This is a genomic window from Cellulosimicrobium sp. 4261 (genome assembly GCF_040546915.1).
Classification (GTDB): domain Bacteria; phylum Actinomycetota; class Actinomycetes; order Actinomycetales; family Cellulomonadaceae; genus Cellulosimicrobium; species Cellulosimicrobium cinnabarinum.
This window is the reverse complement of the sequence record NZ_JBEPOQ010000005.1, coordinates 46,421-61,872: the sequence shown is the minus strand read 5'-3', so window position 1 is coordinate 61,872 and position 15,452 is coordinate 46,421. Positions and strand designations below refer to the sequence as shown.

General features: G+C 74.4%; 14 protein-coding genes. 5 read left to right on the top strand and 9 right to left on the bottom strand.

What is annotated here, in order from left to right:
* Positions 1 to 44 precede the first annotated feature (44 nt).
* The 3 genes from ABIE39_RS08280 (at position 45) to ybaK (ending at position 2,763) form a co-directional block, all read left to right on the top strand.
* Complete coding sequence (locus tag ABIE39_RS08280; RefSeq protein WP_209829706.1) at positions 45 to 770, top strand: VIT1/CCC1 transporter family protein; 726 nt, start codon at positions 45 to 47, stop codon at positions 768 to 770.
* 257 nt (positions 771 to 1,027) lie between these two features.
* Positions 1,028 to 2,215 carry a Cmx/CmrA family chloramphenicol efflux MFS transporter gene (locus ABIE39_RS08275; protein ID WP_175008262.1) on the top strand — a complete coding sequence of 396 codons (1,188 nt, stop codon included), beginning with the start codon at positions 1,028 to 1,030 and terminating at the stop codon, positions 2,213 to 2,215.
* A 44-nt stretch (positions 2,216 to 2,259) separates the two neighbouring features.
* Complete coding sequence (gene ybaK, locus ABIE39_RS08270; RefSeq protein WP_108048507.1) at positions 2,260 to 2,763, top strand: Cys-tRNA(Pro) deacylase; 504 nt, start codon at positions 2,260 to 2,262, stop codon at positions 2,761 to 2,763.
* 35 nt (positions 2,764 to 2,798) lie between these two features.
* Here the strand turns inward: ybaK and ABIE39_RS08265 are convergent, their stop codons facing one another.
* The gene (locus ABIE39_RS08265) at positions 2,799 to 3,197 is read right to left on the bottom strand and encodes a YccF domain-containing protein (RefSeq protein ID WP_061266859.1); all 399 of its coding nucleotides are present in this window, start codon (positions 3,195 to 3,197) and stop codon (positions 2,799 to 2,801) included.
* 108 nt (positions 3,198 to 3,305) lie between these two features.
* Between ABIE39_RS08265 and ABIE39_RS08260 the strand changes: the two genes are divergently transcribed.
* Positions 3,306 to 4,076, top strand: a complete 771-nt coding sequence (locus ABIE39_RS08260) for a YggS family pyridoxal phosphate-dependent enzyme (protein ID WP_175008261.1) — start codon at positions 3,306 to 3,308, stop codon at positions 4,074 to 4,076.
* Between the two features lie 102 nt (positions 4,077 to 4,178).
* Here ABIE39_RS08260 and murQ read toward each other — a convergent pair whose 3' ends face one another.
* The 8 genes from murQ to cimA form a co-directional block, all read right to left on the bottom strand.
* Positions 4,179 to 5,147, bottom strand: coding sequence for an N-acetylmuramic acid 6-phosphate etherase (gene murQ / locus ABIE39_RS08255; protein ID WP_061266861.1), 969 nt, complete (start codon positions 5,145 to 5,147; stop codon positions 4,179 to 4,181).
* Positions 5,144 to 6,436, bottom strand: a complete 1,293-nt coding sequence (locus ABIE39_RS08250; protein WP_354051298.1) for an anhydro-N-acetylmuramic acid kinase — start codon at positions 6,434 to 6,436, stop codon at positions 5,144 to 5,146. Before ABIE39_RS08250 ends, murQ begins: the two co-directional genes overlap by 4 nt.
* Positions 6,433 to 8,142, bottom strand: a complete 1,710-nt coding sequence (locus tag ABIE39_RS08245; RefSeq protein WP_354051297.1) for a glycoside hydrolase family 3 N-terminal domain-containing protein — start codon at positions 8,140 to 8,142, stop codon at positions 6,433 to 6,435. Before ABIE39_RS08245 ends, ABIE39_RS08250 begins: the two co-directional genes overlap by 4 nt.
* Positions 8,139 to 8,975: a carbohydrate ABC transporter permease gene (locus ABIE39_RS08240; RefSeq protein ID WP_370670903.1), complete on the bottom strand. Its 837-nt coding sequence runs from the start codon at positions 8,973 to 8,975 to the stop codon at positions 8,139 to 8,141. The genes ABIE39_RS08245 and ABIE39_RS08240 overlap by 4 nt, the downstream gene beginning before the upstream one ends.
* Positions 8,976 to 9,028: 53 nt before the next feature.
* Entirely contained in the window at positions 9,029 to 10,033 is a 1,005-nt protein-coding gene (locus ABIE39_RS08235; protein ID WP_354051296.1) for a carbohydrate ABC transporter permease, read from the bottom strand.
* A gap of 112 nt (positions 10,034 to 10,145) precedes the next feature.
* Positions 10,146 to 11,453, bottom strand: a complete 1,308-nt coding sequence (locus tag ABIE39_RS08230) for a sugar ABC transporter substrate-binding protein (RefSeq protein ID WP_354051294.1) — start codon at positions 11,451 to 11,453, stop codon at positions 10,146 to 10,148.
* Positions 11,454 to 11,749: 296 nt separating this feature from the next.
* The gene (gene lplAB / locus ABIE39_RS08225) at positions 11,750 to 12,799 is read right to left on the bottom strand and encodes a lipoate-protein ligase LplAB (RefSeq protein ID WP_354051292.1); all 1,050 of its coding nucleotides are present in this window, start codon (positions 12,797 to 12,799) and stop codon (positions 11,750 to 11,752) included.
* A gap of 36 nt (positions 12,800 to 12,835) precedes the next feature.
* Positions 12,836 to 14,494, bottom strand: a complete 1,659-nt coding sequence (gene cimA / locus ABIE39_RS08220; protein ID WP_354051290.1) for a citramalate synthase — start codon at positions 14,492 to 14,494, stop codon at positions 12,836 to 12,838.
* 335 nt (positions 14,495 to 14,829) lie between these two features.
* Here cimA and ABIE39_RS08215 point away from each other — a divergent pair, with 335 nt between their 5' ends.
* Complete coding sequence (locus ABIE39_RS08215; RefSeq protein WP_051028087.1) at positions 14,830 to 15,423, top strand: hypothetical protein; 594 nt, start codon at positions 14,830 to 14,832, stop codon at positions 15,421 to 15,423.
* Positions 15,424 to 15,452: the final 29 nt, after the last annotated feature.

The window sequence follows — 15,452 nt, the reverse complement described above, 5'->3', positions numbered from 1 at the left end:
GCGCCACCGGTCGCGCTCCGGCGGCGGCGCCCTACGGTGAGACCATGAGCGACACGCCCCGTACCGGTCGTCACCCCGGCGAGCCCCATCACCCGGAGGGCACGGGCTCGCGGCTCAACCGGCTCCGGGCGGGAGTGCTCGGCGCGAACGACGGCATCGTGTCGACGGCGGGCGTCGTCGTGGGCGTCGCGGCGACGAGCACGTCGATCCCCGTCATCGCGACGGCGGGGGGCGCGGCGCTGCTCGCGGGCGCGCTGTCGATGGCCGCGGGCGAGTACGTCTCGGTGAGCACGCAGCGCGACACCGAGAAGGCGCTGCTCGCGACCGAGCGCCGCGAGCTCGCGGAGATGCCGGACGAGGAGCTCGACGAGCTCGCCGGCATCTACGAGGCGAAGGGTCTGACGCCCGACCTCGCGCGCCAGGTCGCCGTGCAGCTCACCGAGCGCGACCCGCTCGCCGCGCACGCCGACGCCGAGCTGCACATCGACCCCGACGAGCTCACCAGCCCGTGGGAGGCCGCGGTCGCGTCGATCGTGTCGTTCACCGTCGGCGGGCTGCTGCCGTTCGCGGCGATCCTCCTCACCCCGGCGGCCCTCCGCATCCCGCTGACCTTCGTCGCGGTCGTGCTCGCGCTCGTCCTCACCGGGTGGGGCTCGGCCCGGCTCGGCGACGCGCCGACGCGCCGCGCGACGATCCGCACCGTGGTCGGGGGCGCCGTCGCGATGGGCGTGACGTACGCGATCGGCTCGTTGCTCGACGTGAACGTCTAGCCGGTCTCCCGACCGAGACGGTCGGGGCGCTCCGGGCGCGCGTCCGGCGCTGTGGGTAGGGTGTGGCCCATGTCGACCCCTGAGGCATCCACTCCGGGGGCTCTCGGTCACACCGTCAGCCCCCAGGACCGCTGAGCCGCTCAGCGCTGCCTTCCGCCCCCCGCTCCGTGCGGGTGCCGTACCGGACGCTGCCCTCCGGGTGCTGACCGTGGTGACGAGACACCTCCTGCTCACCCTCTCGCACCCCGGAGCCCTCGATGCCTCGTGCCCTGTACCTGCTCGCCCTGGCGGTCTTCGCCATGGGCACCTCGGAGTTCATGCTCGCCGGCCTGGTGCCGGACATCGCCACCCGCTTCGACGTCCCGGTGGGGACGGCGGGCCTGCTGACGTCGGCCTTCGCCGTCGGCATGGTCGTCGGCGCGCCGGTCATGGCGGCCTCGGCCCGCCGCCTGCCGGTGCGCGCGACGCTGCTCGGCTGCGTCGCGCTGTTCGCCCTCGCCCACGTCGTCGGCGCGGTGACCCCGAGCTTCGCGGCGCTCGTCGTGGCCCGGGTGGTGGCGGCGTTCGCCAACGCGGGGTTCCTCGCCGTCGCGCTCAGCACGGCCACGACGCTCGTCCCCGCGGACCGCACGGGGCGTGCCGTCGCCGTGCTCCTGTCGGGCACCACGGTCGCGATGGTCGCGGGCGTCCCGGCCGGGGCGCTCCTCGGCGCCGCGTGGGGGTGGGAGTCGACCTTCTGGGCCGTCGCGGTCCTCTGCCTGCCCGCTGCGGTCGGGATCGCCCGCGGCCTCCCTGCCGCGCGCGGGACCGAGCGGGCTGACCTCGTGCCCATCGGCGCACCGACGCTGCGGGCGGAGCTGGCACAGCTCGTCTCGCCCCCGCTCGTCCTCACGATGGCGTCCGCCGCGCTGGTCAACACCGGCACCTTCGCGACGCTCACGTTCCTCGCACCGCTGGTGACCGACGTCGCCGGGCTGAGCCGGTGGTGGGTCCCGGTCGCGCTCGTGCTCTTCGGGGTCGGCTCGTTCCTCGGCGTCACCGTCGCGGGCCGGACGTCCGACCGCATCCCCGGGGTCGTGGTCGGCGTGGGTGGTGTGCTGCTGCTCGGGGGCTGGGTCGCCCTGGCCGCCTTCGCGGCCGTTCCCGGGGTGCTGCTCTGCCTCGTGCTGGTGCAGGGCGTCCTGGGCTTCGCGGTCGGCAGCACGTTGATCACGCGGGTGCTCCGCGGCGCGTCGGGCGCGCCGACCCTGGGCGGCTCGTTCGCCACGGCTGCGCTCAACGTGGGCGCGGCCGTGGGGCCGGCTGCCGCCGCAGCGACCATCGCCACCGGGCTCGGCGACCGGGGTCCGGTGTGGGTCGCCGTGGCGGCGACCGCCCTCGCCCTGGTGCCGGTGGCCGTCCTGCGTCGCGTGACCGGCCCCGCGACGGCCCGCGCGCCCCGATGACCCGTGCGAGCGCTCCCCCGCGGCCGCTGCGGCAGAATCGGGACGTGGCCAAGAAGTCGAAGTCCTCCGCGCACGCCGGAACGCCTGCGGTCGCCCTCCTCGAGCGCGAGGGGGTCGCGCACACGCTCCACCCGTACGAGCACGACCCGTCGAGCGAGCTGTCCTTCGGGCTGGAGGCGGCCGCCGCCATCGGGGTGCCCGCGGAGCAGGTGTTCAAGACGCTGCTCGCCGTGGTCGACGGCGGCCCGCTCGTCGTGGGGATCGTGCCGGTCGACCGGCAGCTCGACCTCAAGGCGCTCGCCAAGGCCGCGGGCGGCAAGAAGGCGACCATGGCCGAGCCCGCCGCGGCCGAGCGCGCGACCGGGTACGTCGTGGGCGGGATCTCGCCGCTGGGCCAGAAGCAGCCCCACCGCACGTTCCTCGACGACAGCGCGCTCGCGTTCGACGCCGTCTACGTCTCGGGCGGGCGCCGAGGGCTCGACGTGGGCCTGGCGCCCGCGGACCTGCTGCGCCTCACCGCGGGCACGGCCGCCCCCGTCGCGCGGTAGGACCGCGCCGCGGGGGGCGCGACCCCGCGCCGACCTCAGCGCTGGTAGAAGGTGTACCGCGCGTCGGTCGGGACGATGTCCTTGCCGAGCGGCAGGAGCGAGACCGGGATCATCTTGAGGTTGGCGATCCCGAGCGGGATGCCGATGATCGACACGAACAGCGGGATCGCAGTGACGACGTGCCCGATCGCGAGCCAGATCCCCGCGACGAGCACCCAGATGACGTTCCCGATCGTCGACCAGGCGCCCGCCGTCGGCTTGTCGACCACCGTGCGGCCGAACGGCCACAGCGCATAGCCCGCGATGCGGAACGACGCGATGCCGAACGGGATCGTCACGATCAGGATGCAGCAGATGACCCCCGCCACGACGTAGCCCAGCGCAAGCCACAGCCCGGCGAACACGAGCCAGATGATGTTGAGCAGCGTCTTCACGGCACCGTCCTTTCCCCACCATTCTCGCCGATCGGGCGGCCGTGCGGATCGGGGACCACCCTGAGACGACCCGGATCCCGGACCGTGCGGCCGACCTAGACTGGCCGCATGCCCCTCGCCGAGCCGTCGTCCGTGCTGCCCGCGCAGATCGCGCAGAACCTCGCCCGGGTGCGGACCCGGGTGGACCACGCCGCGCGCGCGGCCGGGCGTGCGGCGTCGGACGTGCGGCTGCTCGTGGCGACGAAGACCCAGACCGCCGACGCGGTGCGGGCGGTGGTCGAGGCGGGCGCGGACCTCATCGGCGAGAACCGCGTCCAGGAGCTCGTGGCGAAGGCGCCCGACCTGGCCGACCTCGTCGCCGCGGGTCGGGTCGAGGTCCACATGATCGGCCACCTCCAGCGCAACAAGGTCAACCAGGTCCTCGCCACCGCGACCGGCGTCGAGAGCGTGGACTCGCTCGCGCTCGCCGAGTCGCTCGCGGCGCGCTGCGCGCGGGACGGCCGCGTGCTCGACGTCCTGGTCCAGGTCAACGTCTCGGGCGAGGAGTCGAAGTCGGGCGTGCGGCCCGACGACGCGCCCGCCCTCGCGACGGCGGTCGCCGCGCTCGACGGGCTGCGCCTCGCGGGCTTCATGACGATCGGCGCGAACTCGCCCGACGAGGCCGTGGTGCGCGCGGGCTTCGCGCGCCTGCGCGCGGTGCGCGACGCCGTCGTGGGCTCGGGCGCACCCGGGACCGCGGACGCCCGTGCGCTGTCCATGGGTATGAGCGGCGACCTGGAGCTCGCGGTCGCGGAGGGCGCGACGATCGTCCGCGTCGGCACCGCCGTCTTCGGCCCCCGCCCCACCCCGCCGAGGGAGAGCCCCGGTCAGCCGAGGTAGAGCCCCGGTAGCCCGAGGCAGAGGCCGGGTAGGGCGAGGTCGAGGCCTGGTCCCGACCACGGCTCTACCTCGTGGTACCTGGCCTCTCCCTCGCCGGGGTCGTCAGCGCGCGGGGAGGGCGCCCAGGCGCGCGAGCGCGCCGCGGACGCCGGCCACGCCGTCGCCGGCCAGAGCGTCGCGAGCGGCGTCGGCCTCGACGCCCGCGAGGAGCATGACGAGCGCGACGTGCACCTCGCCGTCGGCCGCGCGCAGCACGCCCTCGCACTCCTCCGCGCGCAGGCCCGTCGCCTGGACGAGCATCCGGACGATGCGGGCGCGCAGCTTCTGGTTCGTCGGGCGCACGTCGATCATGAGGTTCGAGTACGTCTTGCCCAGGCGGATCATCGCCGCGGTCGAGAACGTGTTGAGCACGAGCTTCTGGGCGGTCGCCGCCTTCATGCGCGTGGAGCCCGTGACGACCTCGGGACCCGTGTCGACGAGGATCGCGACGTCCACCCCCGCGGCGAGCGGGGCGTGGGGGTTGGCCGAGACGAGCACGGTGCGCGCGCCGCGCTCGCGCGCGAGGTCGAGCGCGCCGCGCACGTACGGGGTGCGACCGCTCGCGGCGAGGCCCACGACGACGTCGCGCGGCCCGACCGCGTCGACGTCGGACCGCCCGAGCGCCACGTCGTCCTCCGCGCCCTCGACGGCCACCATCATCGCGCCCACGCCGCCGGCGAGGTGCGCGACGAACCACTCCTCGCCCACCCCGTACGTCGGCAGGAGCTCGACGGCGTCGAGCACGCCGAGGCGCCCCGACGTCCCCGACCCCACGTAGTGCACCCGGCCCCCGCTGCGCAACGCCTCGACCGCGAGGTCCACGGCCTCGGCGATGCGGTCCCGCTGGGCCCGCACGGCGTCCGCGACCCCGGCGTCCTCCTCGGTGATGAGCCGCACGACGTCCGCGGTGGGGAGCAGGTCCACGTCGGTGGTGCGCGGGTTGCGCTCCTCGGTCGGCGAGGCGAGGCGGACGAGCTCCTGCCACTCGTCGGGGCTCGAGGCGGTGCTCGTGGCGACGGTCGGGTCGGTCATCGGGAGGTTCCCTTCGTCGGGTCCGGCAGCGGACCCTGGGTGCGCGGGCCCGGGTGCAGGCCGTGCGGGGTGTTGGCGAGCGCCAGACGGCGCACCGGGCCGCTCGCCGCGGGCCACGGCAGCGGCGTGGGCGGCGTGAGCGAGCCGAGGACGACCGCGCGGCGCGCCCCGGTCGCCCGACGGCGGTGCTCGCCGGCGGCGGTGCCCGGCAGCCCGTGGGCCGACAGGAAGCCGAGGAGCGCGAAGAGGTACGCCTCCTTCGCGTCGACGGGCAGGCCGAGCGCCTCGGACGTCACGACGTCGCACGCGTGCGGCACGCGCTCGGCGAGCGCCGCACGCAGCCGGTCGAGGAGCACGGGGTTGCGCGCTCCCCCGCCGGACGCGACGACGCGGCGCACGTCGCGGCCTGCGAGCGCGTCGGCGACGCTGACCGCGGTGAGCTCGGTGAGCGTCGCGACGAGGTCGGGGCCCGTCAGCCCCGGGCGCACGGACGCGAGCCGGCGGGCCGTGTACGTCGTGTCGAAGAGCTCGCGGCCCGTCGACTTCGGGGCGGGCGCGGCGAAGTACGGGTCGTCGAGCAGCGCGGCGAGCGCCACCGGGTCGACCGTGCCCTGCGCGGCGAGCTCGCCGTCCCTGTCGTACGCGAGACGGCCGTCGGTGAGGGCCGCGACCGCGACGTCGAGCAGGCAGTTGCCGGGGCCCGTGTCCCAGCCGGTGACCGGGTCGTCGACGCGCCCCACGAGGGACACGTTCGCGATCCCGCCGATGTTGAGGGCCGCGGTGAGCCCGGTGCCCGCGCCGTCAGTGTCCTCACGCCCGAGCCAGAGCGCGTCGAGCACGCTGACGAGCGGCGCGCCGTGGCCGCCGGCCGCGACGTCGGCGACGCGGAAGTCGCTGATGACGGGGCGCTTGACGTGCTCGGCGACCCACGCGGCGTTGCCGAGCTGGAGCGTCCCGCGGGCCCGCGCCCCGACGACCCAGTGGTAGATCGTCTGGCCGTGGGACGCGACGAGGTCGACGTCGCCGCCGGCGACGTCGTCGATCGCGCGCCGGCCGGCGCGGCCGAGCTCCTGCCCGATGAGGGTGTCGAGCTGGGCCACCTCGGCCACGTCGACCGCGGCGGGCGGCAACGCCTTGAGGATGCGCTCGCGCAGGGCCCGCGGCCACGCGTACTCCGTGTGGCCGAGGGGCCGCATGCGCAGCACGCCGTCGTCGCCGAGCGTGAGGTCGGCCGCGGCCGCGTCGATCGCGTCGACCGACGTGCCGGAGGACAGTCCCAGGACGATCATCGCTCCCCCTCCCCTGCCGCGCCGACGGGCACGTCGTCGCGAGATGTCCCCGCCTCGGTGCCCGCGGCCGCGCCGGTCCCCCGCAGGAGCGCGACGGCGGCGCGCGCGTTGGCGCGCCCCGTCCCGCACGTGACCACGACCGTGCGGTCCGCGCCGAACCACGCGTCGACGGCGCCGGGGAACCCGGTGTGCACGACCGCGGCGTCCGGCCGCGCGGCGAGCAGCTCGGTGAGCCGCTCGTGCTCGCCCGAGCCGGGGACCGGCTCGCGCGTGAGGACGACGAGCGGGCGATCGCCCGCGCGCACGGCGTCGAGCGTGCGCGCCCACGCCGCGGCGTCGGCCGGGCGCAGGTGCCGCACGTCGGGCCCGAACGCGTCGTCGAGCGCGCGCTGGACGTGCTGCGCGGTGCGGCCCGCGGCGTGGTCGAACCGCAGGCGCAGGTCGACGACGTCGGGCGCCACGGTCACGGGCGGATCCTGCGGCGCGGGGCCGGCGAACCGGACGGCGCGCGCCGCGACGCGGGCGCCCACCCGGTCGAGGGCGTCGAGCGCGGCGTGCGCGGACTCCGGCGAGGGGACGACGCCGCTCGCCGCCTGGCGCGCGCGGACCGCGGCGAGGGTGCGCGCCGTGCGTGCGGCGGACGCGTGCAGGCGCTCGACCGCGACGCGACCGGACGCGACGGCGTCCACGAGCGCGCGCTGCGCCTGGCGGAACAGGACCTCGTCGTCGCGCCCGACGGTCGTGCCGAGGCACAGCAGGTCGGCGCCCGCCTCGACCGCGCGGACCGCGACCTCGCCGATGCCGTGCGGCGCCGTGTCGTCGCCGACGGCGCGGGACGGGGCGCCGGACGCCGCGAACGTCGCGACCGCACCCATGTCCAGCGCGTCGGTGACGATCGGGCCGTCGAACCCGAGCTCGCGCACGAGCGCGCCGACGGCGGGCTCGAGCGTCGCGGGCAGCGGGCCGAGCGCGGGGACGACGACGTGCGCCGTCATCACGGCGTCGAGCAGCGCGTCGTCGGACCCGCCGCCCGGGGCGATGGTCGCGACGAACGGCGGCAGGTCGCGCGCGCGGAGCTCGTCGAGGCTCGCGTCCACGACCGGGAGCGCGAGGTGCGAGTCGACGTTCGTCGCACCGTGGCCCGGGAAGTGCTTGCCGCACGCACCTGCGCCGCCGGCGTGCAGGCCGCGGACGAACGCCGCGCCGTGGCGGGCGACGAGCGCGGGGTCCGCGCCGAACGAGCGCACGCCGATCACGGGGTTGTCGGGGTCGGAGTTCACGTCGAGGTCGGGCGCGAGGTCGAGGTCGACGCCCGTCGCGGTGAGCAGGCGGCCGAGCGCGGCGCCCACCTCCTCGGTGACCGCGACGTCGTCGACCAGCCCGAGCGCCGCGTTGCCGGGCAGGCTCGACCCGGTCGCCGCCTCCAGCCGCGAGACGTCCCCGCCCTCCTCGTCGACCGCGACGAGCAGGTCGGGCGACGCGCCGCGCAGGCGCGCGGTCAGCCGGGCGGTGGTCGCGACGTCGGGCGTGTTGTGCCCGAACAGCACGACCCCGGCCAGGCCGTCGCGGGCCGCGTCGACGAGCCACGTCGGCAGGTCGTCGGTGCCGGTGAACCCGGGCAGGAGCACGCCGTTCACGGCGCGCACGACGTCGACGGCGCGCTCCGCCGCGCCCGAGCCTGCGGTCGGGGGCGTCACGGCGCTCATCCCTTCACCGACCCGGCGGTGAGGCCCGACGACAGGTTGCGCTGCACCAGGACGAAGAACACGAGCACGGGCAGCGTGATGATCGTCGACGCGGCCATGACGGCGCCCCAGTCGGTCGTGTTCTCGCCGAAGAACTTCTGCAGCCCGATCGGCACCGTGTACTTGCTCGACTGCTGGAGGAACGTCAGCGCGAAGATGAACTCGTTCCACGCGGTGATGAAGGAGAAGACGCTCGTCGCGACGACCCCGGGCGCGACGAGCGGCACCAGGACCTTCCAGAACATGCGCCCCCAGGACGCGCCGTCGAGGAACGCCGCCTCCTCCAGCTCGACCGGCACCGCGGCGACGAAGCCGCGCAGGGTCCAGATCGCGAAGGGCAGCGCGAACGCGAGGTACACGACCGCCAGGCCCAGGAGGGAGTTGAGCATGTTGAGGTTGCGCATCTGGATGAACAGCGGGATGACGAGCGCCTCGAGCGGCACCATCTGCACCATGAGGATGAGCACGAGCATCGCCTTGCGGAACCGGAAGCGGAACCGGCTCACCGCGACGGCCGCGAGCAGCGCCACGACCGACGACGCGAGCACCGTGCCGAGCGCGACGAGCACGGAGTTGCGCAGGTAGTGGCCGAACCCGCCGTCGTCGATCACGGTGACGAAGTTGTCCCACGTGACGCCGGCGGGCAGGAGCCGGGCGCCGCGCGTGGCGGCCTCGGGGTCGATCGCCGAGGAGAACATCCAGTAGGCGGGGAAGAGCGAGAAGGCGAGGAGGGCGACGATACCGAGGGTCTTGGCCGCCGCCACGCCGGGACGACGGCGGCGGGCGCGCAGCACCTGCGCGGTGCGGGCGCCGGGCCCGGGGGTGGCGCGGGTGTCGACGGCGGCGCTCACAGCTCCTCCTCCTTGAACAGGGTGCGCATGTAGACGAGCGTGATGCCGAGCAGGATGAGCGTGAGCAGGACCGCGATGGCCGCGCCCATGCCGTACTTGCCCTGCGCGAACGACTGGATGTACGACCACACGCCGAGGTTGAAGACGTCCTTGTTCCCGCCGTTGCCGCCGGGCATGAGGTAGATCTGCGTGAAGACCTTGAAGTCCCAGATGGTCGACAGGATCGTCACGACCGCGAACACGGGGCGCAGGATGGGCGCGGTGATGGCCCAGAACCGGCGCCACGCCGTCGCGCCGTCGACCTTGGCGGCCTCGTGCAGCTCGTGCGGGATCGTCATGAGACCCGCGAGCACCGTGATCGCGACGAACGGGAACCCGTGGTGCACGACGTTGAGCGTCGCGATCGCGTAGAACGACAGGCGCTCCGTGAACCAGTTGACGGTGCCGGGCTCGATCGCGCCCACGCCCTCGAGCACCGAGGCGACGAGGCCGTTCAGCGGGTCGAAGATCCACACCCACACGTACGTGCCCGTGATCGCCGGGACCGCCCAGGCGACCATGATCGCCGTCGCACCGACGCCCCGCCAGAAGCCGCTGAGCGTGTTGAGGAACAGCGCGACCGCGGTCCCGAGCGCGACCGTGATCACGACGCACGCGAGGGCGAACAGCACGGTGTTGGGCAGGACCGTCGTCCACAGGTAGCTGTCGCCGAGCAGGTCGGCGTAGTTCTGGAGCCCGATCCAGTTGGACTCGCCGCTCGCGATCTGCCGCAGGCCGTAGTCCTGCAGCGAGAGCAGCACGACGCGCACGAGCGGCCACAGGAGCAGGACGCCGAGGACGACGAGTCCCGGGGCCAGCAGCAGCCAGGGGCGCAGCGGGGAACGGTGGCCGAGGCCCGTGCGGCGGCGGCGCACGGCGGTCGGCGCGGTGCTCGACGGCGGCCGGTCGGCCGGGGCGGCCGGGGCCGGCGAGGCGCCGGGCGCGGCTCGAAGGTCTGCCATGGGAGAGGTCCTGTCGCGGGGTGCGGGTCGTGGTGCGGGCGCCGACGGTCGGGGCGCCGGCGGAGGGCGGCGTCCGGCCGCGGGCGTGCTGCCCGCGGCCGGACGCGTCAGGTCAGGAACCGAACGTCTCGTCCATGTCGGCGGCCGCGGTGTCGGCGGCCTCCTGGACGGTCGCACTGCCCGACAGGACGGACTGGAGCATCGTCTCCAGCGTCTTCTTGCCCTGGATCTGGCCGTAGAGCGGCGTGACCGGGACCGAGCGGCCGGCCTCCACCATCTGCTGGGCGAACGGCGCGACGATCGGGTCGTCCTCCTCGATGACCTTCTCGAGCAGCGACGTCTGGCCCGGGAAGTAGCCGGACTGCTCGCCCCACGCCTGCGCGAACTCGCCGGTCGTCATCATCTCGACGAACTTCCACGCGAGGTCCTGCTTCTCGCTGGCCTCGAAGACGCCGAGGTGCGAGCCGCCGAGGAACGAGTCGGACAGCCCCTCGGTCTGGCCCGGGAGAGGGAAGGCGCCGATCTTGCCCTCCATGTCCGGGACGTCGGCGAGGATCTTGCCAGGCGTCCAGCTGCCGGAGATCATCATGCCGACCTGGCCCTGCTCGAACGCGGCGAGGAGGTCCGTCTCCTTCCACGTCGTCGCGGCGGCGGTCGAGAAGCCGTGCTCGGTCGCGAGGCCGGTGTAGAACTCGAGGCCCTCGACCGACTCCGGCGAGCTGATCTCCGACGTCCAGGTGTCGCCGTCCTTCACCGCGAGGTCACCGCCCGCGCCCCAGATGAACGGCATGGCGCCGTACTGGCTGTCGCCCGCGACGGGGAACGGGATGATCTCCGGGTTCGCCGCCTTGAGCGCGTCCGCCGCGGCGACGAGCTCGTCCCACGACGTCGGGGTCTCGATGCCCGCCGCCTCGAAGAGGTCCGCGCGGTAGACGACCGAGCGCACGCCCGCGTACCACGGCATGCCGTAGACGCCGCCGTCGAGGGTCGCGGACTCGACGAGCCCGGGGACGAGGTCGTCCTCGAGGCCGGCGTCCGCGATGCGGTCGGAGAGGTCGGCGAGCGCGCCGACGTCTGCGAACTCGCCCGTCCAGGTGGTGCCCACCTCGGCGACGTCCGGCGTCGTGCCGCCGGCGATGGCGGTCGTGAACTTGTCGTGGGCGCTGGCCCACGGCTGGAACTCGATCTGGAGGTCGGCGCCCGTCTCGTCCTTGAACGCGGTCGTCACCTCGTCGAAGAACGCGTCCGCGTCGGGGTTGGTGCCCTCCATGATCCAGACGGTGAGGGTCTCGCCCGAGAAGTCGGTCGCGTCGTCGCCACCGGTCCCCTCGGAGCCGGACCCGCCGCCGGAGCTGCACGCGGCCAGGCCGAGCGCGAGGACGAGGGTGCCCGTGACGGCCACCGTGCTGCGTCGCTGCATGCCGTGACACTTCCTTTCTGGTCGGCCGTCGGGGGAACGGCCGGGTCGTGTGTCCTGACGGTCCCGCGCGGCCGGTCGGCTCCCGCGGTGTGAAACTTACTTCCATCAGTGGACGTATGTGTGGAGATTACTGCCACGCGTGCGCGAACGGAAGCCACGACGGCAGATGTTGCACGTTCTTAACAATCGCCGGGCGTGGCCCGGCTCGGGCGACCGCTCAGGCCGCGGGGCCCGACGCGCGGGCGGGCGTCGTCCTCACGCCCCGGCCGCGCACGTCCCGGCGCACCACTCGCGCGTCACGGGACGCGCGCGGTCCACTCCGGCGTGGAGAACTTCGTCCGCGCGAGCTCCTGCGCGCGCTCGCGCTCCTCGGGGGTGACCGCACCCTCGACCGTGCGGTACCGCGAGCGGAAGTGGTCCTTGAACGCCTCGATGACGTCCTCGCGCGCCATGCCCGTCTGCGAGCGCACGGGGTCGACGCGCTTGTTGGCGCTCGTGGTGCCCTTGTCCGAGAGCTTCTCGCGCCCGATGCGCAGCACCTCGGTCATCTTGTCGGCGTCGATGTCGTACGCCATGGTCACGTGGTGGAGCACCGCACCCCCGCGCAGCCGCTTCTGCGCCGCGCCCGCGATCTTGCCGGCCGGCGACGCGATGTCGTTGAGCGGCTTGTACGTCGCCTCCACGCCGAGGTCGGCGAGAGCGCCCAGCACCCAGTCGTCGAGGAACGCGTACGAGCGCTCGAAGCTGAGCCCCTCGACGAGCGACCCCGGCACGTACAGCGAGTAGGTGATCGTGTTGCCGGGCTCGACGAACATCGCGCCTCCGCCGGAGATGCGCCGCACGACCGTCACCCCGTGCCGTTCGGCACCCTCCGGGTCGACCTCGTTGCGCAGCGACTGGAACGAGCCGATGATCACCGCGGCCGACGCCCACTCCCAGATCCGCAGCGTGGGGCCGCGACGGCCCTCGTCGAGCTCCTCCGTGAGCACCTGGTCGAGCGCCAGGTGCATCGCCGGCTCCTCGGGCCCCTCGTGCAGGACCTCGAACGTGTGGTCGCCCCAGCCCGTCGCGTGGCCGAGCGCCCGGCGCACCGCGATCGCGACCGCCTCGGGCGAGAACCCGACCATCGTCACGTCGGGGCCCAGCGCCGCCTGGACGGCGCTCGCGAGCTGCGCGACCGTCGCCGTCTCCGGCATGCCCGTCAGGGCGCCGTCGATGTCCTCGAGCGCGTCGTCCGGCTCGAGGAAGAAGTCGCCGCTGACCGCGACCCGGGCGAGCCGCTCGGCCTCCACCTCGACGTCGACCGCCACGAGCTTGCCACCGGGGACCTTGTACTCACCACGCACGCGTCCACCCTAAGCCCGACGGCCCGCACCTCCGGCTCAGCGCGGCTCGACGCCCGCGTGGACGAGCCCGTAGATCGCGGAGTCGGTGAGCGCCTCCCACGCCGCCTCGATGAGGTTCGGCCCGACGCCGACCGTCGACCACGACGTCGAGCCGTCGGTCGTCTCGATGAGGACGCGCGTGACCGCGTCCGTGCCCTGCTCGGTGTCGAGGATGCGCACCTTGAAGTCGATGAGCTCGAACACGTCGATCTCGGGGTAGACGCGCCCGAGCGCGAGCCGCAGCGCGTGGTCGAGCGCGTTGACGGGGCCGTTGCCCTCGCCCGTGGAGACGATGCGCTCACCCCCGGCGTGGAGCTTGACGGTCGCCTCCGCCGTCGCCTCGGTGCCGCGCGACCCCGCGCGCTCGACGATCGTGCGCCAGCTCTCGACCCGGAAGTACGGCGGCCGCTCCCCCGCGATCTCCTCGCGCAGCAGCAGCTCGAACGACGCGTCGGCCGCCTCGTACGTGTAGCCGCGCGCCTCGTCGTCCTTCACGCGGTTCGTCACGCGGGTGAGGAGGTCGCCCTGGCCCGAGAGGTCGAACCCGAGCTCGCGACCCTTGAGCTCGATCGACGCCCGTCCCGCCATGTCCGAGACGAGCATGCGGATGTCGTTGCCGACCGCCGTCGGGTCGATGTGCTGGTACAGGTCGGGGTCCACCTTGATGGCGCTCGCGTGCAGGCCGGCCTTGTGCGCGAACGCGCTCGCCCCGACGTACGGCTGGCGCGCGTACGGGGAGATGTTCGTGATCTCGCTGATCGCGTGCGAGATGCGCGTCGCCTCCTCCAGGCCCTCGCCCGTGAGCGTGCGCACCCCGTGCTTGAGCTCGAGGTTCGCCACGACCGTGAGCAGGTCGACGTTGCCCGTGCGCTCCCCGTACCCGTTCACCGTGCCCTGGACGTGCGCGGCGCCCGCCTCGACGGCGGCGAGCGTGTTCGCGACGGCGCAGCCCGAGTCGTTGTGCGCGTGCATCCCGAGCAGCGCGTCCCCCGGCAGCGCGTCGCGTCCGTGCGGGAGCCCGACGGCGTCGCGCAGCTCCGCCACGGTCTCGGCGACCCACGTGGGGAGCATGCCGCCGTTGGTGTCGCACAGCGCGACGACCTCGGCGCCGGCCTCGAACGCGGCCTGCACGGCCGCGCGCGTGAACGCGGCGTCGTACCGGTAGCCGTCGAAGAAGTGCTCCGCGTCGACGACGACGCGGCGTCCCTCGCTCACGAGGAAGGACACCGTGTCGGTGATCATGGCGAGGCCCTCGTCGGGCGTCGTGCGCAGCGCGCGCTCGACGTGCCGGACGTCGGACTTCGCGACGAGCGTGACGACCGGCGCCTCGGAGTCGACGAGCGCCCGCACCTGCGGGTCGTCCCACGCGCGCAGCCCGGCCTTGCGCGTCGCGCCGAACGCCGCGAGCACCGCCCGGCGCAGGTCGAGCTCCTTGGCCGCACGGCGGAAGAACTCGGTGTCCTTGGGCACCGCGCCCGGCCAGCCGCCCTCGATGAAGCCGACGCCGAGCTCGTCGAGCAGCGGGGCGATGGCGAGCTTGTCGGCGACGGAGAGGTTCATGCCCTCCTGCTGCGCGCCGTCGCGCAGGGTGGTGTCGTAGACGTGGAAGACCCGGGGCTCGTGGGGGCCGGTCACGGGGGTCGTCGCCGAGGTCATGGTGCCTCTTCCTGCCGTTCGTCGTGTCGCGGGCGTCGCTGCGCCCGCCCCTGCGGTGCGTCTCCCGACGCCGGGCGGGGCCCTCGTGAGGCGGTGGGCCCGGCGTCCGTGCCGCCGGGCGGAGGTGGTGCCCAGCAACAAAAAAACCCCCCGAGGGTGCGGGAGGTCTGCGCGTCCGGTGGGTGCTACCGGGCGCGCTACTCGATAATGAGCTGGGAGACGAGGTGTGTCACAGGGCACATGGTGCCACAGGTTCCGCCAGGATGGACCAGAGCGTCCATCCACTGAGCCGCCCGCCGCTCGTCGGCGCGACGGCGACCGAGCGAGGAGTGACGATGAGCGACCCGACCCCGGGCGGGTACGACCCGCAGAACCCTCCGACACGGCGCTACGGCCAGCCGCCGGTCCCCCCGCAGTCCCCGCCCCCGGCGATCCGCCCGACGGACCCGCAGGCCCAGTTCCCCGAGCCCCGCACCCCGGTGAGCCCGGCGGACCCGCGCCTCACGGTCGAGGCCGGACGGTTCTGGGCGGGTGCCGCCGCGACCGCGCTCGTCGCCGCCCTCATCGGGCTGCTCGGCGTGATCATCTTCGAGCGCATCTTCGCGATCACCCTCGTCCCGCCGCCCGACCTGTTCGCCACGGGGTCGCGCCAGGCCGCGTGGGCGATCGACGGCGCGATCCTCGCGCTGCTCGCCGCCGGGGTGCTGCACCTGCTCATCCTCAGCACGCCCCGGCCGCGCGCGTTCTTCGGCTGGATCATGGCGCTCGTCGTCGTGGCGATCGCGGTCCTGCCGTTCGCGTGGTCGAGCGACGTCACCGCGGCCGCGCTGTCCGGGCTCATCAACCTGCTCATCGGCGTCGCGGTGTGGTCGCTGCTCGCGGGCGTCGCGGGCCGGACGATCGTGGCGCGGCCCGCGCCCGTCGTCTGACCCGGAGCACCCGGGCCCGCACGGCACCC